This window comes from Rahnella inusitata, from assembly GCF_003263515.1.
GTDB classification, from domain to species: Bacteria; Pseudomonadota; Gammaproteobacteria; order Enterobacterales; family Enterobacteriaceae; genus Rahnella; species Rahnella inusitata.
This window is the reverse complement of sequence record NZ_JYDE01000001.1, coordinates 83,005-104,184: the sequence shown is the minus strand read 5'-3', so window position 1 is coordinate 104,184 and position 21,180 is coordinate 83,005. Positions and strand designations below refer to the sequence as shown.

Here is a 21,180-nt window from a genome sequence, read left to right as displayed (position 1 = left end):
GGGAAGGTGCGCCGAACACGTTTTTTCACGTTATCTGACATAAAAAAATTAGCCACCTGAGCTGAACCCCTACATGCTTCACCAGATACTGAGGAATACACTATGCTCGCTGACAAAACCGCTTCACCTGCCTATGCGGAGCGCAAAACAACGTCCGGTTTCCGGCTCGCGTTTATTCTGGTCACCACGCTGTTTTTCCTGTGGGGCTTATCCTACGGGTTGCTGGACGTGCTGAATAAGCATTTTCAGGAAGTGTTACACGTCAATAAAGCCCAATCGGGTTTACTTCAGGCAGCGTACTTTGGCGCCTATTTTATCATCGCTCTGCCTGCCGGTTTCTTTATGGACAGGTTCGGCTATAAGGCCGGGATCCTGGTGGGATTATGCCTGTATGCGCTGGGCGCTTTGTTATTCGTTCCCGCTGCCAGCGCGGGCAGTTTCGGCATGTTTCTGCTGGCGCTGTTTGTGATAGCACTCGGTCTGGGTTGTCTGGAAACCGCTGCTAATCCATTTGCTACCGTGCTGGGTGACCCTGCCGGTGCGGAACGCCGTCTGAACCTTTCCCAGTCATTCAACGGCTTAGGCCAGTTCATCGGCCCGGTTATCGGCGGCTCGCTGTTCTTCAGCGCCACGCAGGGAACGACCGCCGAGGGTCTCTCGTCAGTGAAAATGACCTATGTGGCCATCGCGGTGTTAGTGCTGCTGATCGCCTTTGTGTTTGGCCGGACAAAACTGCCGGATATTCGCGAACAGAGCACATCCGAAGCTCACGGGCTGGAAAAAGGTTTGTGGCAACACGGTCATTTCACCGGCGGAGTTATCGCGCAGTTTTTCTATGTCGCGGCGCAGGTCGGCGTCGGGGCATTCTTCATCAACTACACCACTGAGCACTGGCATACGCTGTCGAATCAGAACGCTTCTTATCTGCTTTCCGTCGGCATGATCAGTTTCATGGTCGGACGTTTTTTCAGTACCTGGCTGATGGGCTTCGTACGCCCGGCCACCCTGCTGGTGATTTACGCGATCATCAATATCGTTTTATGCGCAGTAGTGGTTGCGGGGATTGATAACGTCTCGGTCATTGCATTAGTGGCGATTTTCTTCTTTATGTCGATCATGTTCCCGACCATTTTTGCGATGGGTGTCAAGAACATGGGCAAACAGACCAAACGCGCCAGTTCTGTGATGATCATGGCCATAGTCGGTGGCGCGATCATGCCCTACCTGATGGGCGCAATTGCCGACCGCTACACAACGGCGGTGTCCTATGCGCTGCCGATGATCTGCTTCGCCGTCGTCTTGACGTACGCATTACGTCAGCGGGCGAAGTAAATCGTCAGCCGGGAGCCTTCCGCTCCCGGTTTTCCCTACTCTTTAACCAGCACCGGCTGTTCGCGGTAATTCGCCGGGAAATAATGTTGTAAGTCTTTAATCTTCGGCAAATCGTTCACCACGATGTACGGATAGTCGGGATTATCATTCAAAAAGTTCTGATGGTAGGCTTCAGCCGGATAAAAGTGCCCGTTGTTTTCGACCGTCGTGACCATAGGTTCGCTGTAACTTTTACTGGCGTTGAGTTGCACGATGTACGCTTTGGCGACCTCAGTTTGGGCGGCATTTTGCGGGAAAACCGCCGATCGATACTGGCTGCCAGTGTCCGGCCCTTGCCGGTTTAGCTGCGTCGGGTTATGGCCGACGGAGAAAAAGATGTGCAGCAGTTCGCCGTAGGTCACCTGAGTTGGGTCAAACGTCACCTTCACTGACTCCGCATGACCGGTTTCGCCGGTACTCACTTCCTCATAACTCGCCGTCCCCGCCGCGCCGCCGGTATATCCGGATACCGCGCTGGTCACGCCTTTCACATGCTGGAACACCCCCTGGATCCCCCAGAAGCACCCACCCGCAAACAGCGCGGTTTCACTGTGTGACGTACCTGCGGGCTCATCCTTTGCAGGCGCGGCAATCACCACGGCCTGTTCAGCGCCGCCCCATGACCACGCGTTATTCTGGAAAACGAACGCGGATGCCAGCACCAGACCGGCGATCAGACTGTAATTACGTAACGACTTCACTCTTTTATCGGTCATTTTCATAGTGGTCTCGCAGATGATTACGTGTTGGGAGTAAACGTCATTGCCAGCCCGTTCATGCAATAACGCAGGCCGGTCGGCTGTGGTCCATCGTCAAAGACATGGCCAAGATGCCCGCCGCAGCGGCGGCAATGTACTTCATCGCGCACCATCCCGAGCGTGGTGTCCCGGCGCGTCAGGGCGGCGTTGGGCAATGATTTCCAGAAGCTTGGCCACCCGGTGCGGCTGTCGAATTTAGTCGCAGAGGAAAACAGCGACAGGCTGCAACCGGCACAGGCGAATTTACCGTCCCGGTGTTCTTTGTTTAACGGGCTGGAATAAGGACGTTCGGTGCCAGCTTCGCGCAAGATGTAATACTGCGCATCACTGAGGCGCTGGTGCCACTGGTCATCGGTGAGTGTCACTTCGAAGTGTTCTGCGATTGCCTGCGCGTCCGCCTTACGGGCGAAAATCGCCGGAAAAAGTCCCATGGCCGCTGCGGCGGAAACTGCACCGCTGCCGAGCAGGAAATTGCGTCTGTTGATCATAGTTGCCACCGTGCCGGTTGGTATCGATGGAAACAGATTACAGGCAGGGGTGTTACGGAATCCTCGCGGAGAGTTAACGATTTTGTGATAAATCCGTTATCGCTGAGGGGGTTTGCTTTGCACCTCCCCCTGCGAAGGGGGAGGTCGGGAGGGGGGTTTAAGGACTGACACCTTGTCAAAGCACACTTCAACGTATTGATTTTATTCAATACCCCAGCCCAGCCCTCCCCTTCGCAGGGGAGGGAGCGGATCGAGTTATTTTGACGTTAAAAGCGGGGTTTTGCGGCAATAGCTGCGGATACTGGAACATATCCGGGATGTAGGGCACCTGCTAGTTCAAAACAATCTCCCCCTGCACCTGCGCCCCTTCCCTCACAAATACCGGTATACCTTCCAGCGGAGCGGCCACCGTTATCGTCGATCCCCCCGGATAACGCTCACCGTTAAGCGCGACCCACACCTCTGCGGCGGGAAGCCATACCGTGCGCTCTCGTTGCCCTGCATAGAGCACCGGCGCAACCAGGATATCTGCGCCCAGCATGTACTGGTCCTCCACCTGCCAGCTTTCAGCCTGATCCGGATATTGATAGAACATCGTGCGCATGACCGGATCGCCCTTCTCATGGGCTTCCTGCATTACGCGGCTGATGTAAGGCCGCAGTTTTTCTCGCAGGAATAACCCGTTTTTCATCAGCTCATAATTCTCTTCGCCATAGCTCCAGACTTCATTCGGAGCGCCGCTGTTGCACTGGGCGATGCCGTCGCGCCACGGTTCTGACGGCTGGATCTGCGGTTCGCGGTAGCCGTGTAAACGCATCACAGGACAGAAGACTCCCCACTGGAACCAGCGGATCAACAGCTCCTGAAACGCCGGATCGTTGACATTACCGCCCTGGAATCCGCCGATATCCGTCGTCCACCATGGAATACCGGCCAGCCCCATGTTCAGACCGGCGGCAATCTGGTTACGCAGCGCGTGAAAGGAAGAATGGATATCGCCCGACCACGCCAGTACACCATACCGCTGGCTGCCAGCCCAGGCGCAACGGACCAGATTGACGATCTCCGTCTCGCCTTCCTGTTGCAGCCCGTCGTAAAAGCCTTGCGCGAACTTCTGCGGATAGATGTTACCCACTTCCAGCACCGGCCCGAGATGATAGCGATAATTATCGAAATCATAAGCGCGGTATTCGGGTTCGGCTTCATCCAGCCAGAAGGTGCGAATACCCAGATCGTAATAATTTTGCTTCACCTTCTCCCAGACAAACTTACGGGCGTCAGGATGCGTGGCATCGAAGAACGTACAGTTGCCGAGAAAATCAAGATTCACCGAAACGCCGCGATCGGTATTCACCAGATACCCTTTGGATTTCATCTCTTTGTAATTGTCGGTGCGGCTGTCTACCGTTGGCCAGACAGAAACCATGGTTTCGATACCGAGAGATTTCAGCTCCGCGACCATTGCTTTGGGATCCGGCCAGTCCAGCGGATCAAAACACCAGGTTCCCTGATTCGGCCAGTGGAAGAAATCAATCACTATCACCGAAATCGGCAACTCACGGCGCTTGTATTCACGTGCGACCTCCAGCACTTCCTGCTGAGTACGGTAACGCAATTTACACTGCCAGAAACCGGTGGCGTACTCCGGCATCAGCGGCGCGGTGCCGGTCGTGCGACCATACTGATGCATGATCTCGGCAGGCGTGTCACCGGCGGTGATCCAGTAATCCATCTGCTCGGTCACCTGCGCTCCCCAGCGGGTAATGTTCTTGCCGAACGTGGCTTCGCCAATCGCCGGATTGTTCCACAACAAACCATACCCCAGACTGGAAAGCATAAACGGTACGCTGGCCTGTGAATTACGTTGCGCCAGTTCCAGCGTGCAGCCTTTCAAATCCAGACAGCTTTGCTGATACTGCCCCATCCCGTAGATTTTCTCATCGGGACGCGATTCGAATCGCACTGTCAGCTGATGCTTGCCGCCAGGGATGGCCTTAAACTCGCGGGCATCCATTTTCAGCGCGCTAATGTATTTGTCCTGACTCTTTTCCGTCGCGCCAATTCCCACGGTGGAGCGTTGCCGCCAATACTCTTCGAGAATCAGCTCACCGTGCTGATTGTAAAAGGCCAGCTGCCCTTTGATGTTAACAGTCGCACTGATGTTGCCGTTGCTGATGGTCAGCGTTTCTGTCCCATGGCTGATTTCCGTTTGCGGCTGTTCGCTCAGTGGCATCAACGCCCAAAGATGATCATTTAGCGCCGGACGACAGGTGGCGCGCACGCGCAGGCTGTGGACTCCCCAGGGTTCAATCACCAGCGTTTGCTGATCGAAATGCCAAAGGATACGGTTTTTCTCGGCGATTAATTCGCTCATGCAGACTCCTGTGTATGCAAGGTGGCCTGAGGTTCAGGCACGCGTTCAGGGGTAATTTTGGATTGGTTAATCTTTTTCATCGTGGCGTCGTTGAGTTTGTACCACCGCATCGACAGCGCACTGAACATCGACAACACGCCCGGCACCAGCGAGAACAGCGCGATAATCGACAACATCGCTGCCGGGTTTTGCTGGGTTGCATGCGGAACATAACCGCTCAGGCCAAGCGTCCAGCCGACCACCGCGCCGCTGACTGCCATCCCCATTTTGAGGATCGCCAGCAGCGTGGAAAACACGGTGCCGTCCATGCGTTTGCCCTGTTTGTATTCACCGTAATCGACCACGTCGGACATCATCACCCACATTAATGTGGTCGTGACCTGATAGAAGGTCGAGACCAGCAGCGTCATGCCGACCAGCAGTGAAATCCAGGCGGGAAGGAAGAAAATGGCCATGCTTAGCGCACCGGTTAACACGGCACACAGACTGAACGCGGAGAGTTTGCTGCGGTTTCGGGTCAGCGGTTTGACCAGCATACTGCCGAGACTTTTACCGATAATATGCGCCGCCAGCAGCCACATAAAGTAGCTGGCATGCCCGAGATAATAAGTGACGTAATACATCATCGCGCCGAGGCGGACGACGCCGAAAGAGATGTTAAAGAAGATCAGCGCCGCGACGACGCGCCACTGGTCGTTACGCACTAAATCACGCAGATCCGAGAGGAAATTCTCATGCGTCGGCGGCGCGCTAATACGTTCTTTAGTATTGAGGAAACACAATAAAAACATCACCACGGCGATTGACGCCATAATTGCCATCGCGCCGAAATACCCGTCCAGCTTATTTCCTCCACCCATCATTTCCGCCAAAGGCATCATTAAGAATGTGGACATCGCCCCACCGAGCGTGGCAAGGAAAAAACGGTAGGATTGCAGGGAAATACGCTGGGTATTATCCGGGGTAATAATTGCGCCCATCGAGCAATACGGAATATTGATGGCGGTATACATCAGCATCATCACGCAATAGGTCACGCTGGCGTACACCATTTTGCCGGTCAGCGAGAGGGATTCTGGTACGGCGTACACCAGTAAGCAACTGATCCCAAAGGGCAGCGCCAGCCAGAGAATATAAGGCCGGAATTTACCGAAGCGCGTTTGGGTTCGGTCGGCGATAAGCCCCATCGCCGGATCCACAATAGCATCCGCGATGCGTGCGACCAGAAACATTGTCCCGACGAATACCGCCGGTAATCCCACAACATCGGTGTAATAAAAGGTTAAAAATATAATGACGTTGTCCAGGCCAATATGGCTCGCCATATCGCCAAGACCGTAACTCACTTTTTCTTTTACGGATAATTTTCCACTCATAACTCGATCTGCCTTTTTCCGGTTAAACAAAAAAGTCAGTCCGTCCGATGGGCTGAGGATCTGTTATAGAGAGGTTAAAAGGCCGCTACAATTACGAGATATAATAATTTTCTTACGATATTTAGCTTCTGTGATACCGGTAACATCGAAAGGGAACATCTTGCAGGTTGTTGCGGGAAACTCCGGAAGATGTGATGGAAAATGTATTGCCGGTAACCGTGGCAACAAAACGGCTTCATGGCCGTATTTCAGGGCGGGATCCGGCATCGGATAAAAACGCGTTTTACCGCACCAGCCGCACAAAAAACCCTGTTTCAGCGACTCTCGCGGGTATTTCCCCCCATTAACGACTACACTGGTTGCCACTTTCCTCACAGGATGCGTTTCAAATGAAAAGACTGACACAACAAGATATGACGGAAAGCGAACAGCGGGAACTGAAAACCCAGCTGGATCGGGCTCGTAAAGCACAGGGCCGCGAGTTGACCAACTCTGAAAATAACCGCATCAAAGATGATTACATCGACAAACTGATGGAAGAAAAGGAAAAAGTGGCTGCGAAAGCCCGTGCGGAAAAACGCCGTAATAAAGCCGTTCCTAGTACTTCTGCGACCTACGACTGGACTGCACGCACCCATCCGCGCGGCCGCCGTTAAGCATTAACTGATCCTCTGCGTGCTTCACGCAGAGGCGTCAGCCTTCGTTCTGTATCTTATTTTAATAATGTAAAACCGTGCGAGCCGTCTTTTTCCAGCTGCGCCACCAGACCATATTCCCAGTCCAGATAATCCTGCATCGCCTGCGCACTGACATCCGTTCCTTCGTACGGACGGAGATATCTGTCCTGTGGATGGTCCAGATACGTGCTATCGCCCCGCTCAAGCGGCAGTCCTGCATCAATCCAGCCAACCGTGCCTTTCTCCAGCAAATAGGTATTTTTAGCCGTTAATGACGCCACTTCCGTGACGGCGTAACGTGCCAGTAAACCACTGGTGCAGGTCACCACCCACTGCTGTTTCTCAGGCTGAGAAGCTATTATCTGTGGAATATTGCCGCGCGTTGTCCACACTGCACCCGGAATACGCCGGTTGCGGAAATTCGCACTGGTGGTGAGATCAATGACACCGGTCTCGCCGTCGTCCAGCCAGCGTTGCAGCTGTTGTGGCGTCACGGATTCCACCGCCGGAGCCGGAGCGACCTGTGCTTTCCAGTCACCCTGTTCGGCGAAATCCTCTGCCGTCACATCAGCCACATACACTTCCCATTTCATCTGCGCCAGCCAAGACGCCGCCATGTTGGCTCGCACGCCGTCATCATCCACCAGCACAATTCGCCCACCACGCACCGTCGCGTAGTGATCCGTTTCCTGAACCAACTGACCACCTGCCACGTGGCGCGCACCCGGTAAATGACCAGCCCGGAACTCCTCCGCTGTGCGTACATCAAAGAGATATAAAGTCCGAGAATCATCCTGCTGCCAGTCGTGAATTTGTGACAACGTCACTGAACGCACGCCCGCACGAATAGCCAGAGCCTGCGCGCCTTTCAACGCTGCCTGACGGGATTTTTCGCTCAGTTCCGGGAAGGTTGCATCCTGCTGATGCGCCAAAGTCTGACCCGCCAGTGTCCAGCCGATTGTCCCGTTACGCAATGCCGCGACCGGTTGTTTGAAACCGGCGTTAATCAGCGACTGCGTACCGATAATACTGCGCGTACGCCCGGCACAATTGACGATCACCTGCGTATTTTTATCGGGAACCGCATCACGCAACCGCAGCGCCAGTTCGCCACCCGGCACACTGACGCCGCCGGGAATGCTCATCGCCTGATATTCATCAAAACGACGGACGTCCAGCACTGCAATGTTTGCGCCCTGCTGTTGCAGCGCCAACACTTGTTCAGCGGTCAGCGACGGGGTCTGGTAATGGTGTTCCACCCATTCGCCGAAGGCTTTGCTTGGCGCATTCACATCAATAAAGATCTCGCCGCCCGCCTCTTTCCAGCCAGCCAGATCGCCTGCCAGCACACCCACATTTTTATAGCCCAGCGAATGCAGCAAAGCCGCCGCCCGCGTAGTTTTACGCTCGCCGTGCTGCACATCATAGAACTCGCCGTTGTCATACAGCGTCACTGCTGTCTGGCGGTTGGGAATGCGATCCAGCACTTCAAGTTCGAGCTTGGACAGCGCCAGATTGGCGGCAAATAAAGGATGACCGGTAGCAAATGCGGCTTCCTCACGGACATCAATCAGCGCCAGTTCCTGTCCCTCGTGCAGGGACTGATGTAGCCGGGAGAAATGACGCAGCGGTAATGCATGAGAGTCAGACATGAGTTTTCTCTTTTGACAGGTCCCAGAGGTTGGGAAGACTGGAATTGGAATAGCCAGAAATAAAGGTTTTCTCGCGCCCGTCAGGGAGATACACAGCGCGTGAGACGGCGCCGATATTGCCGCCGTAGACGTGAATACTGACGGATACCCGGTCGCTGTAGAAATTGCTGACCTGATGAATATCCTGCACGTCCGGGGCGATCTTCTCGACGTCACCGGGTTGCAGCGTGACAGGTTCGCCTTCCGCTTGCAGTGTTCCGTCACCGTGGCGAGCAAAGTTTTGACTGATTTCCGCGCCGCGCAGCATACCGATCAGCCCCCAGACGCGGTGATCGTGAACCGGCGTGGTTTGCCCAGGCCCCCAAACGAAACTGACGACGGAAAATCGCGACAGCGGATCGGCATACAATAAATACTGCTGATAATGTTCAGCATGCGGCTGAGCGAATTCCTCCGCCAGCCAGTTATCCTCGCGGATCAGCGTCGCCAGCAGTTCACTGCCCTGTGCAAGTACTTCGGTCTGGCCATGAGGTGCCTGAATCAGCCGCGTAAAATCGGCAAGAAATTGTCGCAACGGCGCATTATGAAACGCTGTCATCGCCTTCCCCTTTTAATGAACATTCATGACAGGCTAGCACCGGTCAAACTCAACCAAAATTCATTTTATGGATAAGCTAATATGCAATTCACACATAAAAATGTGCAGTGCGTTCCAGCGTCATTCTGAAAATTGACTTATGCTGCGTGAATTGATTTCTGACTATCTGGACGGACATTGAGTGCCATGAAAATTGAAGATTTAACCGCGTTTGTCGCGGTGATCCGCCTGCAATCCACGCGTCTCGCCGCCGATGAACTGGGTCTGACGCAGCCCGCTATCACCCGCCGTGTGCAGAATTTCGAAGAGTCTCTTGGCATTCCTTTGCTTAACCGGCAGACCAAACCGCTGAAACCCACCCTGATGGGTAAACGCGTTTATCAGCAATGCCGCCATATTCTGCGCGAAGTCGATGCACTCAGCGATCTGGTGGCCGCCGACAGCCCACCTTCCGGCCTGTTGCGTCTGGCGGTTCCGCAAAGCCTCAGTGAAAGCAGCCTGCTGCCTGCGCTGAAAATGCTTTCGGCACAGTTTCCTGAGATCCAGCCCCGGTTATCCAGCGGCTGGGGAGAAGAGTTATTGCTGCGCATTCAGCGCCAGGAGCTGGAGGCCGCAGTGGTGCTCTTTCCGGCCAGTAAACAGTTTCCGGCAGGTATTGAGAATCAGCCTCTCGGCGCGGTGGATTTAGTGGTAGTCGGCCCGAAAGCCCCGGCAGAACTGCCGCAACGGCTGGAGGAATGTTATCAGCATGGCTGGATCCTCAATCCCGAGGGCTGCGGTTTTCGCGCCGCGCTGCAACGGGCGCTGATCGAGCAAGGTTTGCCGCTGTTAATCAATCTTGAGGCTTTCGGAGTGACGTTACAGCTCTCACTTATCGCCGAAGGACGGGGTCTCGGGCTGATGCCGCGCGCGCTGGTGGAACATCACGCGCTGCGCCCCGAACTGGAACTGTATGCGCTGAAGGATTTCGCCCCGCGCAGCCAGCTGTGGCTGGTCTATCCAAATGTCCCGGCGAGTCAAATCCCTGCAATTGATGCCTTTGCGGCGGCGATTGCGCACGGACTGGATTTACCGGTTCATACCGGTATCGAATATTAATGCCCTCCTGTTGTGCATTTCTGGAATTATCTGGTTCTTACCTGTTCGCTGGAGAAACACGCATTTTCTGCCATGCTTTTGAATACAAGTGTTTTGAAAACAAACAATCAAGGCAGAGGATCTCGCTATGAAAACATGGACTCTTATATTATTGGGCGCGTTTGCGATGAGCAGTCAGGTCATGGCAGATACTGGCGGTGGTTTCAAAAATGATGACACGCCACCGCCGCAGCACAAGCAAGACAGCGGCCAGCGCGGGACCAAGGATGCTCACGAAAATACCATCGAGCGCATCAAAAAAACGCAGTCGTTAAACTGGGTCACGCTGGAAGGTTTCATCATCAAAAAGAACGGTGCTGACTCTTATACCTTCCGCGATAAAACCGGCACGATTGAAACGCATATTCCTGCCACTGCCTGGGATGGGCAGGAAATTAATCCTTCGGATTTGATCAGTATCAGCGGTCAGACGGTGAAGAAAGGCAAAGAAATAGTGCTCAACGCGAAGTATGTGAGAAAACAATAATATTCACGCCATTCGCAGGGATAGCTAAAGCAAGCCTGTAGACGGCTTTAACAGGGGTAAGTCACTGAGAAACGACTGAGTCTCTTTGGGTGACCGCAACCGCACAAACCGGACGTGCTGCCAGCGGGCATCCGTCAGCAACGTCTCATACTGGCGACGGTTGTTGCGATAAGTTTTCAGTGTCCACAAGATGATCGAATCTCTGCTGAAAAAGCTTTTACGAAACGTCTCGCGGTTGCCGGTTCCTGCCCAGATTTCGTCCTGCTGCCAGGCCCGCACCGCTGCCCGCCGTACAGCCTGATACAGCGTGCGCAAAAATGAGTAATCCACCCAGACAATCATATCCACGTCACGCCACTTGATGGATTGCGTCCTTTTGTAATTTCCGTCAATCACCCAGTCGTTTTTACCCGCCAGCGCCGCTTCAATTTTTGCAAAAAAAGGTCATCCGGGGTGCCCTGCCAGTCAGCACGCCAAAACAATGCATCCAGCTGGATATAAGGAATATTCAGTTTCTGAGTAATTCCGCGCGCTACAGTGGATTTACCGCTTCCGCTGGTTCCAATGACATTGATTTTCACCGTCCCGCTCCCTATAAGCTGTTTTTTTGGGCGGGCATTCTGACGCAGCAAATGCATTTTGTACAGCGGTTAAAATGCAACCAGAATGATCATTACAAACTGAACTAAATCACTGCGTGAATGTATCGATCGTAATTCGAACAGTACAATTCGTGCTGTTTACGATTGCTAGCAACCTGTTATTCAGATATTTCTCAGGCGAACCTGTACAAATCTGTAATCTTTGTATAACTTCTTTATACCCCTGCTTTATCATTAGTCCGTCATTTACGGGCATATTCAGCCTGGTCTTTGGAGGAGAACGTGGATTTCCCCTCCTCCAAAGACATTTTTTCATGGCTGGTTTTTTTAGATTTGTGCCATAGCGTTGAGATGAAACAGGGAGGTTTATTGTGAAGCGTTGCTACACAATTCTATGTTCTCTGACTGGCAACAGACACTTCCCATGTCACCCTTTACATGCGAAGTTTAAGGAGGTCTACATGCAATTCGAAGAAGAACAAACAGTTACAGAAATTAGTGAATACTTCAATCAGCAAGAAACTCAGACCTTAAGCGAAGTGGAGATCCTTGGCAGGGTCGTTTCCAGCCTTTTGTACAGCCGCTACCCGGTGACCAACAAAGCCATTATTGAAGGGCTGATCCGTCAGCTTGAGCAAGACAGCAATGTCAGTAATCAGCAGGGTTGTCGCAATCTGCTGGAATTAGTGCTGTTATCCACGCAAGACGACGTGATTTAAAATAGAAACGGCCTGTTAAGCACATTGCTAACAGGCCGGAAACAAACATTATAACAATGCGTTAAGCTTTAAGCGTGGCAGCTATCACTTCTTTCGCCGGCGTTGTCGGGCGACCAATTAGCTTGCTCAATGTATGAGAATCATCAAACAGTGCCCCCTTCGCAGCGGCTGCATCAGAATCTGCCAGCATCTCCGCCAGCCAGTCCGGTAATCCCGCACCTTTTAACGCGTTGGCGAAATCTGCCTGAGTCATGTTGATGTAATCTACTTTTTTGCCTGACTGCTGCGCAATTTCCGCCGTGAATTCCGCCAGCGAATAAGACTCATCACCCGCCAGTTCGTACACTTTACCAGCCTGATTATCCAGACTCAGTACCGCCGCAGCTGCTTCGGCATAGTCCTGACGTGCCGCAGAGGAAATACGCCCTTCGCCCACCGCACCGATAAACGCATTGTGCGCCAGCGCCGGAGCGATGCTCGCCGCATAATTTTCGGTGTACCAGCCGTTACGCAGTAACACAAACGGGACACCTGATTCGCTTAAGGCTTTTTCGGTTGCGCGATGTTCTACTCCCAGGCCCAGCGGGGTTTTATCAGCATGTAGCACGCTGGTGTAAGCCAGGAGTTTCACGCCTGCGCGTTTCGCCGCTGCGATCACCGCGCCATGTTGCGCTTCGCGCTGGCCCACTTCACTGGAGGAAATCAGCAACACTTTTTCTACGCCTTTAAAAGCGCTGTCGAGCGTTGCGGGCTGGCTGTAATCCGCCTGACGCAATTCAACACCTAAATCCGCTAAATCTTTCGCTTTTTCAGGGCTGCGAACGGCAGCAATAATCTGATTCGCCGGGATTTTCTTCAACAATTCAGCGATAACAAGGCGGCCAAGCTGGCCGGTGGCACCGGTAATTGCGATCATGTTTTTTCTCCAAAAGTTTAAGACACAAGATTTATGTTCTGAAAGGCGCTAAAAGCGTCGCCGTTGAAACATCCTATGCGATATACTTACCTTTCGTAAGTACGTACCAAAAGGTAAGTATGAAAATAATTTCGTCCGATAAATCCACTGAGAAATTACCGCTCACCGAACAAATCCGTCGCGGAGAAGTACTGGATCCTAACTGCCCGTCACGCGAGATTTTGCGCCATATCACCAGCCGATGGGGTTTGCTGGTGCTGATAGCCCTGAGCGAAGAAACGCTGCGGTTCAGCGAACTGCGCCGCAAAGTGGGTGGCATTAGTGAGAAAATGCTGGCACAGACGTTACAGTCATTTGAAGAAGATGGGTTTGTCGATCGTCGTTCATTTCCGGTGGTACCGCCACATGTTGAGTATCGCCTGACGCCACTTGGCATTGAGGTGAAAGATCAAATCTCCGGGCTCGCCAACTGGCTTGAATCCAATCTTCACCGCGTGATGAAACAGCGGAGTCTGCGGGTGGTGGGAGAGAAATGATTCACAAAGGCCCGAATGTTCCTTCAGGCCTTTGTCGTTTTTCGTACTGATAACTCAGAGATCCTTAAAGGTTCCGAGCCGGAATCCGCGTTCCGCAATCGCCTCTTTAAGCGTCGGAGAGGTCAGTACATCAAGCTCGGCGAGGCGGGGATAACAGTATTTACTCGCCAGAATCGTATTATCGATAAACGAGGGATGGGTCATGATTTCCAGTGAGGAATCGCCACGTTTCAGCGCGCTGTCCAGCGTTTCCAGAAAGAGTGTTTGCGAAATCGCATCGCCATAAAATCCGCTTTCAAAACCTTGCGTACTTTGTGCACCGTTTAGCGCGATCTCACCTTTGCGGAGATCCTCGCGGTCAATGCGCACAGGAATGCCCTGCTCCTTTGCAAAGGCTTCCACAATCGGGAAGATTTTCGGGATCATATGCACGTGGTGGTGGCTATCAATGTGCGTCGGCATGCGGCCAAAAATTTCGGTAAAGCGTACAAACTGGCACTTCAGTTCCTGAGCAATTTCATCAAGTGGCAACGCCCCCTGCTCCGCCACTTCCCAGATCCACTTGCCCAGCTCGCCGTTTCGCGCCAGATTTGGCATTGGCGATAAAGGTTTTCCGAGCGTCAGTACAAAGTGCATTCCTACCGCAAGAGCCGGGTTCTCAGTGCTCAGTGCGGCGGCATGTTCAACACCGCCAGCATTCATCATTGCCGTGGTAGAAGTGACAACACCGTTTCTGAATGCTTCGATAATGCCGTAGTTTTGCGCTTTGCAAAGCCCGAAATCATCGGCGTTGACTATCAGTAATTTATCCATTTTTCCCCCTTGGCATTGCCTTCCCTTTCGGGAAGGCAGACGGGTTATTTCAGTGCTGCGATAGCTTCTGCGAAGTTGGGCAGATGTTTTTCATGCGCCAGCAGCAGTTCACGCGCCAGAATTTCGGCATCTTTGTCGGAATGGATCAGTGGGCTGAGGTTAAGCGCCAGCAACACGTCGTTGAATTTGCCGCTGAGCGCCGCTTCGCTGGCTGCGATTTCAAAGCCTTTGATGGTATGGATTAGCCCAAGGACTTTATCATCAAAGTGGGTCAGCCGCGGATGAGGCGTCGCGCCGTTGCGCCCGATGGTGCAGGTCATTTCGATAGCCCATTCCGCCGGAATATTGTCAATATGCCCGTTGTGCGGGAAATTAACGTACTGCTCAGTTTGTTTATCGTTGTAAATCGCGCTGATCACTTCGCACGCGGCGTCGGAGTAATACGCGCCGCCGCGCAGTTCCAGTTCTTTCGGTTTTACGCTCAGTTCCGGGTCTTTATAGAGATCAAACAGCTGCTTCTCAACCTTTTGCACCACGGTTGCGCGCGCGCCGCCTTTGTAGAATTCACCCATTTCAATCGCCAGCATTTCTTTCTGTTTGAAGTAATACAGCAGATACGAGCACGGCAGCAGGTTCAGGGAGCGGATCAGCCCTTCGCTGAACGGTAAATCAAAGATATTTTTGACCGAACCGGCGGTAAGCCGGCCAGACGCCACGCCGTCGAGCAATTCAGCAAAGCGCGATTCGCCGTTAACGATGACATCTTTGATAAACACCATGTGATTAAGACCGAACAGGTCGATGGATAAATCGTCCTGCGGCGCGAGTTTAAGTACGTCCTGAATGAACATTTTCATGCCAACAGGGATGTTACATACGCCGATGAATTTTTTGAATTTTGTTTGACGGAAGACCGCTTCCGTAACCATGCCCGCCGGATTGGTGAAGTTAATCACCCAGGCATTCGGGCAGATTTCTTCGACGTCTTTGATGATATCGAAAATGACCGGAATAGTGCGCAGCCCTTTGAATAAGCCGCCTGCGCCGTTAGTCTCCTGCCCCAGATAGCCGTGGCTCAGCGGGATCCGCTCATCCAGTTCGCGTGCTTTTAATTGACCTACGCGCAGCTGCGTAGTGACGAAATCGGCATCCGCTAAGGCTTCGCGGCGGTTCAGTGTTTTATGTATTTCAATAGGAACGCCCGCGCGTTTTACCATGCGCACGCAGAGGTCAAAAATAATGTCCTGCTTGTCTTTTCCGCCTTCGACATCCACCAGCCATAATTCGGAAATTGGCAATTCATCATAACGCTTAATAAAGCCTTCCAGTAATTCCGGGGTATAGCTGCTCCCGCCACCAATAGTGACGACTTTCAGTTTTTTGCTCATAGGAACTCCCGTGCAATCTATTGCACTGCAAATGAAAACAGAAATTTATTTAAGGTTAAGAGTTAATTAATACTGCATAATTTCTTTCGATAATGATTCGGTGTGAATGAGGTTAGCTTTTTAAAGTTCTTGATAAACATACTCGGGCTGCTATATCCGGAATCAAATGCAATATCTGCGACCGAGTAGTTGGTTATTTCAAGCTGCTTTTTCGCAAAATCAATCCGGATTTCATTGATAATCTGCATGGGCGTCATGCCGTAATGTCGCTGCGTGGCGCGGGTGAGATATTCCTGCGACTTACCGGACAATTCCACCATGTTCGATAATGCTTTTTCACCGAACTGCGCTTTATCATGCATTTTTTCAATGGCCGTCTTCAGCCAGACTGGCGCATCCGTTGTAGCTTCAGATTCCCGGTGGTGACGTAACCGGTTGACGATATAAAACGTCACCATTTCCAGAAACTCATTGAACTCCCCATTGCGGAAATTCAGAGAAGCTATCACCGACTCAATATAGGTCAGAAACTCAGTCTTAATTTTATACACTTGTGATGCGACAAAATGTGAAGGTAATAAAGATAAATAGTGCTGTTCAAAAAATGCTTTGCTGATCCCGACGTTTAATATCCGCGTCGCGCCAAATTCATAAAAGCTTTGATGATTGGAACCCAGCGGAATAAAAACGAAATCGCCGCGTTCTAAAAGCACCCTTTTCCCGTTCACATTCTGATAATACCGGCCAGTCAGTACGACCGTAAATTCGTAGTAGTCATGCTCATGCAGTCCGGAAATGCTTTCTACTTTGTTGTAGATAAACATATGGAAATTCTGACCGTCGAAAAGTTGATTCTCGCGTGCTGTCTTGATTTCCATACTCAGTACCGGTGGCTGCATTATGGCTTCCTACGTTATTTTATTTTCTCGTGAAGCTCAATGAGTTCCGTAATTAACTCTCGCGCCAGCATGGATGTCATCAGGTGATCCTGCGCGTGAACCAGAATCAGGCTGACTTTCATTTTGCCTTCGCCCATGTCGTCTTCAATCAGTTTGGTTTGCACCAGATGCGCTTCATTGAGCGAGAGACGGGACTGATCCATTAACGCTTTGGCCTGCTCAAAATCGCCTTCTTTGGCTTTTTTCAGTGCGCCATAAGCCAGACTGCGAGCCTGTCCGGAGTTAATTATCAACCCCATCACCACTTCTTCGAGTTCCTGCATGTCGTCTTGCGTATCAGTGATGCTGTCTAAATCAATCATCTTTATCTCTCCATGATTGCGGAAAAAACGCAGGGCCGGAGGCCCGCCCTGCACCGGTTCAGATTAGAATTTCAGTGCTGCAGCGATATCCTCTTCGCTCTCTTCTTCCTCAATAATCGCCTGCGCCTTGTTAGACAATATGACGAAAGGCATATACACCAGCGTGGCGATCCCGAGGTTGAACAACGCAACTAACAATGCAGCGATGCTGCCGTTACTGTTAAAGAAGGCACCGAGACCGGTTGGCATCGTCCAGGGCGCGAGGTTGGTCACCGGCGGAATAATCCCCATGGAATAAGCCGCCAGCGTGATAGCCGCCAGAATCGGCTGCACCAGAACGAACGGAATAAACATCACCGGGTTCATGATAATCGGCAGACCAAACAGAATCGGTTCGTTAATTTGGAAGATGCCAGAAGGCAGCGCCAGTTTCGCCACCTGGCGATGATCCGCGCGGCGTGACGCGATGAAAATCGCGATAATCAGACCCAGCGTCGCACCGGAACCGCCCAGCAGGATGTAGGAATCAAGCATAGGTTTGGCCCAGAAGTGGAAGGTTTTACCCGCTTCAATCGCCGCACTCACTGACCCGTATTCGGTGTAGAGAGCAATGTTTTCCAGTGCCCAGGGTGTCATGATGCCGTTGTCCAGCGCAGTCAGCGCCAGTGAACCGTGCACACCAAAGAACCACAGCAGGGAGTTGAATATGACGTAAGCCCAGCCCACGACGCTGCCCATCGAAGCCAGAGGCTTAGAGATGGAGTCCATAATAATCTGGTGGAAGTTATGACCGTATAATCCCAGCAGCCAGGAAATTACCCCGAAAATAAACAGGATAATAAAGCCCGGAATTAATGCGGAGAATGAACGTGCGACAGATTCGGGGACGCTTGCCGGTAAAGTAATCACCCAGTTTCTGCGAATAATAAAAGCGAACATTTCAGCGACGACGATACCGATAAGCATACCGGATATGATATTCGCACCGCCTAACCAGTTCGCGCCTACCGCGTAAGCTTCACCGACGCTATAAGGTGTAACAGTCATAAAGGCAGCGACCGCCAGCAGACCTGCTGACAACGAGTCTACTTTGCGTTCCTCCGCCATGGCCATGCCGATAAAGAACGGCGCCATCAGTGACATTATGCCTAATGTCCCGTTGTAGACATTCACACCGATCGTTTTTAAACCGTTCAGTGTTTGAATCGTAGAGGCATCTAAACGCACACCTAAAGAATAAAAGAAAGAACCGTCGCCAAAATTAAGGAAGACGTTATTAATTAAAACGAACATGGCCCCGGCAAGGGTCAGTGGCATTAATTTGATGAAACCATTTTTAATGGCGTTTATATGGGGTTGCTTACCAATTTTGACGGCAAAAGGAAGTAATATCTTTTCCAGGGAATCAATAGCTTTACTCATTCGATTTTTCCTTTAATGCCGCCATCCGGCGGCCAGGGTATGAAATTCGCTCTTTGACTGGATTTCTCTTTGACTTAAATAAACGCTAATACAAAAATTTAAAACAAAATAAAGCAAGGTCGTACATTATGCAGTTGCAGCTTTCTTGATCGACGCGACGGCAGCTTTCAGCACGCCCAGCCCATCAATTTTTCCGTACATGACTGAATCAATCACTTCGACAGGTTTACCCGGTAATACTTTTTGAATTTCTGGCAGCATATAAGCAATTTGCGGACCGAGCAGCACCAGATCAGCCGCACCGCCTTTTTCCCCCGCCAGCGTTTCCGGGAATGCTTCAATAATGACCGGCACTTCGTATTTCTCAGCCACGACTTTCATTTTCGAAACCAGCAATGAGGTAGACATTCCTGCGGAACAAAACAAATAGATGACTTTCTTATCCATAACGAAACCCTCATATCCTAAGTGATTGCAGGTCCGATAAGAGATCCTGCTTCGCCGACAATAGCGGGTACAAAAATGATGTAGATAGAATGCTGATTGTCTCTGCTTGAAGGGAGTATACGGCATGACTTCAGAGGGGGATAATTTTACGAACCAGAAAATTGTCTCTCCTTGACCATCGCTTATGACTCCCTTCACATTTTGGGCAAATAATTCGCGATGGGAAATAAGATAGCGCCCTGCAAAAGGGGCAGGGCCTGGGAGATGGATTGACGTTATGATGCAGAAAGATTGAGTTTAACTGTCACGCCGCCGCCGTCTCATGCAAATGCCGCCACAACAGGTTCCCCTGTGCGTCCACCTCAAACACAACTGTTGAATATCGTAACGTTGCCGCCTGCCCCGGTAATTGCTGGCGCTCCTGATAGGTCACCACGCCATGTTGTGCGCTTTCCGCGATTAAAACCGGCTGCCCGACGTCAATGTGTAAACCGGCTTTGGCTCCACGCTGTGCGGCGAAAAATCCACACAGTTTCGGATAATCAAGCAGGTGGCCAGTCAGTGTCACCATGGAATACGCAGGGCTAAAACGTGCCAGTAATTCGTCACAAACGCTTTGCGGCGCTGCGGCATCAGTAAACCAGCGCTGGATCAGCTCGTGGGCGTCGAACACTTCTTTGATATAACGATTCATCTTTTTTCCTTCAGATTGAATGCCTGGACAATTTCACGACCCGGCAATTTCAGGCATAACATCACCGGTAACAACACGCTGGCAGCGGCGATAATAAAGCTCAGCCGGTAAGCGTGCTGCGGGATATAAACCTGCAAAACGTTGAGCATGACGCTGACAACTGTCACGCCGAGACAAAAACTGAGCTGGCGGTTGATATTCCACAGCGCGCTGGCATCCGCCAGCGCATTCTGCCGAACCTGCAGGAATGCACAACTTTGCGCAGTACTGCTGCACAAACTGCTGCCAAATCCCATTAGCGAGAAAGCGGTAACGGCCAGCCACGGCTGCTGTGTCACGCTCAGCGCCGCCAGAAAACCTATACCCATGCCCTGAATCAGACATCCGGGAATGAATAATGCACGCGGCCCCGCGCGGTTAAACATCTTGCAGGTCACGCTGATGGCGACAAACGAGGCCAGCGACCACGGCACCATCAGTCCGCCCGCCTGCGCGGCAGAAAAATGCAGTTCCTGTTGCAGGTAAAGCATGGCAATCAGACTGATACCGGTAAAAATGCCGGGAATACACTGATAGATAAGCATAGCGGTTCGCAACAGCGGATCCTTTATCAGCGTTAACTCCAGCAGAGGTCGCGACTGTTGTAATGATTTGCGCACAAAAATCGTCATCAGGATCAGCCCGCAAAGCAATAAAACGACGCCCGTCGCAACATCCCCGGTTTCACCGAGCAGCGTCAGTCCGGGTAATACCAGTGCCAGCGCCGCTCCGGCCAGCAGAAAACCTGACAGTTCAAAACGTCCGGCGGGTTCCTTAACCTCTTCATCACGTAACCAGAAAAGGGCCAGAATCCACGTCAGCATCGCCAGTGGCAGGCTGGCAACGAACACCCAGCGCCAGCTGAAACTGTCGACAATCATACCGCCGAACGCCGGTGATAATGCAGGAGCCAGCAGACCGACCAGCATGATCATCGCCGAAAGTCTGGCGCGCTCATGGCTGCGAAAGAGTGAATAAGTGAGCGTCTGTCCGACCGGAATCAGTAATCCGCCGCCCAGCCCCTGCACAATTCGCCACACGATAAGTGACATCAGACTTCCGGCGGTGCCAGCCCCCAGTGAGGCGAGCATAAAGATGACCACAGAAACGATGAATATTCTGCGTGCGCCGAACCTCGCGGTAAGCCAGCGGCTGAGCGGGATAACCAGCGTCAGCCCGAGAATGTACCCGGTGCTGACCCACGCCAGCGCACTGACCGGCGCCTGAAAATGCCGCGCGATACCGGGATACGCCACGTTGGCGATAAACATATTGATCAAATCGACAAAGAAACCGAGCAGATACACCACGGCAACGCGCGTCCGATAATTCATACTTATAAATTCCACTTTCACCAGTCAGGCCGGGAATGTAGCGGATAATTTTTGCGGGATATACGCCCGGCACAGCGTTACACTGTCAAAA

21 protein-coding genes and 1 pseudogene are annotated in these 21,180 nt (G+C 52.0%); 6 read left to right on the top strand and 16 right to left on the bottom strand.

Going from position 1 to position 21,180, the window contains the following annotated elements; translation table 11 throughout:
• The first annotated feature begins 102 nt into the window (after positions 1-102).
• The gene (fucP, locus tag TU92_RS00470; RefSeq protein WP_112164013.1) at positions 103-1,332 is read left to right on the top strand and encodes an L-fucose:H+ symporter permease; all 1,230 of its coding nucleotides are present in this window, start codon (positions 103-105) and stop codon (positions 1,330-1,332) included.
• Between the two features lie 35 nt (positions 1,333-1,367).
• On the opposite strand, the gene msrA is transcribed toward fucP, so the two are convergent.
• From msrA to TU92_RS00450, 4 genes are all read right to left on the bottom strand, one after another.
• Entirely contained in the window at positions 1,368-2,093 is a 726-nt protein-coding gene (msrA, locus tag TU92_RS00465; protein ID WP_112164012.1) for a peptide-methionine (S)-S-oxide reductase MsrA, read from the bottom strand.
• A 17-nt stretch (positions 2,094-2,110) separates the two neighbouring features.
• Positions 2,111-2,617, bottom strand: coding sequence for a peptide-methionine (R)-S-oxide reductase MsrB (gene msrB / locus TU92_RS00460; protein ID WP_112164011.1), 507 nt, complete (start codon positions 2,615-2,617; stop codon positions 2,111-2,113).
• Between the two features lie 331 nt (positions 2,618-2,948).
• On the bottom strand, positions 2,949-4,991 hold the full coding sequence (locus TU92_RS00455) for a glycoside hydrolase family 31 protein (protein ID WP_112164010.1): 2,043 nt from the start codon (positions 4,989-4,991) through the stop codon (positions 2,949-2,951).
• Positions 4,988-6,367, bottom strand: a complete 1,380-nt coding sequence (locus tag TU92_RS00450; protein WP_112164009.1) for a glycoside-pentoside-hexuronide (GPH):cation symporter — start codon at positions 6,365-6,367, stop codon at positions 4,988-4,990. The genes TU92_RS00455 and TU92_RS00450 overlap by 4 nt, the downstream gene beginning before the upstream one ends.
• A 389-nt stretch (positions 6,368-6,756) precedes the next feature.
• On the opposite strand from TU92_RS00450, the gene TU92_RS00445 reads away from it, so the two are divergent.
• Positions 6,757-7,023 (top strand): YjbD family protein, encoded by a 267-nt coding sequence (locus tag TU92_RS00445; protein WP_112164008.1) that lies wholly within the window; start codon positions 6,757-6,759, stop codon positions 7,021-7,023.
• A gap of 56 nt (positions 7,024-7,079) precedes the next feature.
• Here the strand turns inward: TU92_RS00445 and TU92_RS00440 are convergent, their stop codons facing one another.
• Positions 7,080-8,696, bottom strand: coding sequence for a rhodanese-like domain-containing protein (locus TU92_RS00440; RefSeq protein ID WP_112164007.1), 1,617 nt, complete (start codon positions 8,694-8,696; stop codon positions 7,080-7,082).
• Complete coding sequence (locus TU92_RS00435) at positions 8,689-9,294, bottom strand: cysteine dioxygenase family protein (RefSeq protein WP_112164006.1); 606 nt, start codon at positions 9,292-9,294, stop codon at positions 8,689-8,691. The genes TU92_RS00440 and TU92_RS00435 overlap by 8 nt, the downstream gene beginning before the upstream one ends.
• Before the next feature lie 186 nt (positions 9,295-9,480).
• Here TU92_RS00435 and TU92_RS00430 point away from each other — a divergent pair, with 186 nt between their 5' ends.
• Together TU92_RS00430 and TU92_RS00425 are read left to right on the top strand one after the other, a co-directional pair.
• A complete protein-coding gene (locus tag TU92_RS00430; protein WP_112164005.1) occupies positions 9,481-10,392 on the top strand; it encodes a LysR family transcriptional regulator in 912 nt (303 codons plus the stop codon).
• A gap of 127 nt (positions 10,393-10,519) precedes the next feature.
• Entirely contained in the window at positions 10,520-10,918 is a 399-nt protein-coding gene (locus TU92_RS00425) for a NirD/YgiW/YdeI family stress tolerance protein (RefSeq protein WP_112164004.1), read from the top strand.
• 24 nt (positions 10,919-10,942) lie between these two features.
• Here TU92_RS00425 and TU92_RS00420 read toward each other — a convergent pair.
• Positions 10,943-11,499, bottom strand: a pseudogene (locus tag TU92_RS00420) (P-loop NTPase family protein).
• A 482-nt stretch (positions 11,500-11,981) separates the two neighbouring features.
• On the opposite strand from TU92_RS00420, the gene TU92_RS00415 reads away from it, so the two are divergent.
• Positions 11,982-12,239 carry a biofilm development regulator YmgB/AriR family protein gene (locus TU92_RS00415; RefSeq protein WP_112164003.1) on the top strand — a complete coding sequence of 86 codons (258 nt, stop codon included), beginning with the start codon at positions 11,982-11,984 and terminating at the stop codon, positions 12,237-12,239.
• 61 nt (positions 12,240-12,300) lie between these two features.
• Here TU92_RS00415 and TU92_RS00410 read toward each other — a convergent pair whose 3' ends face one another.
• Positions 12,301-13,155: an SDR family oxidoreductase gene (locus tag TU92_RS00410; RefSeq protein ID WP_112164002.1), complete on the bottom strand. Its 855-nt coding sequence runs from the start codon at positions 13,153-13,155 to the stop codon at positions 12,301-12,303.
• Between the two features lie 119 nt (positions 13,156-13,274).
• On the opposite strand from TU92_RS00410, the gene TU92_RS00405 reads away from it, so the two are divergent.
• On the top strand, positions 13,275-13,691 hold the full coding sequence (locus TU92_RS00405) for a winged helix-turn-helix transcriptional regulator (RefSeq protein ID WP_112164001.1): 417 nt from the start codon (positions 13,275-13,277) through the stop codon (positions 13,689-13,691).
• A 54-nt stretch (positions 13,692-13,745) separates the two neighbouring features.
• Here TU92_RS00405 and chbG read toward each other — a convergent pair whose 3' ends face one another.
• From chbG to TU92_RS00365, 8 genes are all read right to left on the bottom strand, one after another.
• Positions 13,746-14,504: a chitin disaccharide deacetylase gene (gene chbG / locus TU92_RS00400; RefSeq protein WP_112164000.1), complete on the bottom strand. Its 759-nt coding sequence runs from the start codon at positions 14,502-14,504 to the stop codon at positions 13,746-13,748.
• Positions 14,505-14,548: 44 nt separating this feature from the next.
• Complete coding sequence (locus TU92_RS00395) at positions 14,549-15,892, bottom strand: 6-phospho-beta-glucosidase (RefSeq protein WP_112163999.1); 1,344 nt, start codon at positions 15,890-15,892, stop codon at positions 14,549-14,551.
• 62 nt (positions 15,893-15,954) lie between these two features.
• Positions 15,955-16,791, bottom strand: coding sequence for a transcriptional regulator ChbR (gene chbR, locus TU92_RS00390; RefSeq protein ID WP_136627571.1), 837 nt, complete (start codon positions 16,789-16,791; stop codon positions 15,955-15,957).
• 14 nt (positions 16,792-16,805) lie between these two features.
• The gene (gene chbA / locus TU92_RS00385) at positions 16,806-17,153 is read right to left on the bottom strand and encodes a PTS N,N'-diacetylchitobiose transporter subunit IIA (RefSeq protein WP_112163997.1); all 348 of its coding nucleotides are present in this window, start codon (positions 17,151-17,153) and stop codon (positions 16,806-16,808) included.
• Positions 17,154-17,216: 63 nt separating this feature from the next.
• Positions 17,217-18,575 carry a PTS N,N'-diacetylchitobiose transporter subunit IIC gene (gene chbC, locus TU92_RS00380; RefSeq protein WP_112163996.1) on the bottom strand — a complete coding sequence of 453 codons (1,359 nt, stop codon included), beginning with the start codon at positions 18,573-18,575 and terminating at the stop codon, positions 17,217-17,219.
• A 126-nt stretch (positions 18,576-18,701) separates the two neighbouring features.
• Positions 18,702-19,022: a PTS sugar transporter subunit IIB gene (locus tag TU92_RS00375; protein ID WP_112163995.1), complete on the bottom strand. Its 321-nt coding sequence runs from the start codon at positions 19,020-19,022 to the stop codon at positions 18,702-18,704.
• Positions 19,023-19,326: 304 nt separating this feature from the next.
• Positions 19,327-19,716: a DUF4440 domain-containing protein gene (locus TU92_RS00370; protein ID WP_112163994.1), complete on the bottom strand. Its 390-nt coding sequence runs from the start codon at positions 19,714-19,716 to the stop codon at positions 19,327-19,329.
• Positions 19,713-21,089: an MFS transporter gene (locus tag TU92_RS00365; protein WP_112163993.1), complete on the bottom strand. Its 1,377-nt coding sequence runs from the start codon at positions 21,087-21,089 to the stop codon at positions 19,713-19,715. Before TU92_RS00365 ends, TU92_RS00370 begins: the two co-directional genes overlap by 4 nt.
• Between the last annotated feature and the right edge of the window lie 91 nt (positions 21,090-21,180).

Excerpts from the sequence above, each read along its gene's own strand:
- fucP (WP_112164013.1), top strand. The coding sequence starts at position 103 with ATGCTCGCTGACAAAACCGCTTCACCTGCCTATGCGGAGCGCAAAACA.
- msrA (WP_112164012.1), bottom strand. The coding sequence starts at position 2,093 with ATGAAAATGACCGATAAAAGAGTGAAGTCGTTACGTAATTACAGTCTG.
- msrB (WP_112164011.1), bottom strand. The coding sequence starts at position 2,617 with ATGATCAACAGACGCAATTTCCTGCTCGGCAGCGGTGCAGTTTCCGCC.
- TU92_RS00455 (WP_112164010.1), bottom strand. The coding sequence starts at position 4,991 with ATGAGCGAATTAATCGCCGAGAAAAACCGTATCCTTTGGCATTTCGAT.
- TU92_RS00450 (WP_112164009.1), bottom strand. The coding sequence starts at position 6,367 with ATGAGTGGAAAATTATCCGTAAAAGAAAAAGTGAGTTACGGTCTTGGC.
- TU92_RS00445 (WP_112164008.1), top strand. The coding sequence starts at position 6,757 with ATGAAAAGACTGACACAACAAGATATGACGGAAAGCGAACAGCGGGAA.
- TU92_RS00440 (WP_112164007.1), bottom strand. The coding sequence starts at position 8,696 with ATGTCTGACTCTCATGCATTACCGCTGCGTCATTTCTCCCGGCTACAT.
- TU92_RS00435 (WP_112164006.1), bottom strand. The coding sequence starts at position 9,294 with ATGACAGCGTTTCATAATGCGCCGTTGCGACAATTTCTTGCCGATTTT.
- TU92_RS00430 (WP_112164005.1), top strand. The coding sequence starts at position 9,481 with ATGAAAATTGAAGATTTAACCGCGTTTGTCGCGGTGATCCGCCTGCAA.
- TU92_RS00425 (WP_112164004.1), top strand. The coding sequence starts at position 10,520 with ATGAAAACATGGACTCTTATATTATTGGGCGCGTTTGCGATGAGCAGT.
- TU92_RS00415 (WP_112164003.1), top strand. The coding sequence starts at position 11,982 with ATGCAATTCGAAGAAGAACAAACAGTTACAGAAATTAGTGAATACTTC.
- TU92_RS00410 (WP_112164002.1), bottom strand. The coding sequence starts at position 13,155 with ATGATCGCAATTACCGGTGCCACCGGCCAGCTTGGCCGCCTTGTTATC.
- TU92_RS00405 (WP_112164001.1), top strand. The coding sequence starts at position 13,275 with ATGAAAATAATTTCGTCCGATAAATCCACTGAGAAATTACCGCTCACC.
- chbG (WP_112164000.1), bottom strand. The coding sequence starts at position 14,504 with ATGGATAAATTACTGATAGTCAACGCCGATGATTTCGGGCTTTGCAAA.
- TU92_RS00395 (WP_112163999.1), bottom strand. The coding sequence starts at position 15,892 with ATGAGCAAAAAACTGAAAGTCGTCACTATTGGTGGCGGGAGCAGCTAT.
- chbR (WP_136627571.1), bottom strand. The coding sequence starts at position 16,791 with ATGCAGCCACCGGTACTGAGTATGGAAATCAAGACAGCACGCGAGAAT.
- chbA (WP_112163997.1), bottom strand. The coding sequence starts at position 17,153 with ATGATTGATTTAGACAGCATCACTGATACGCAAGACGACATGCAGGAA.
- chbC (WP_112163996.1), bottom strand. The coding sequence starts at position 18,575 with ATGAGTAAAGCTATTGATTCCCTGGAAAAGATATTACTTCCTTTTGCC.
- TU92_RS00375 (WP_112163995.1), bottom strand. The coding sequence starts at position 19,022 with ATGGATAAGAAAGTCATCTATTTGTTTTGTTCCGCAGGAATGTCTACC.
- TU92_RS00370 (WP_112163994.1), bottom strand. The coding sequence starts at position 19,716 with ATGAATCGTTATATCAAAGAAGTGTTCGACGCCCACGAGCTGATCCAG.
- TU92_RS00365 (WP_112163993.1), bottom strand. The coding sequence starts at position 21,089 with ATGAATTATCGGACGCGCGTTGCCGTGGTGTATCTGCTCGGTTTCTTT.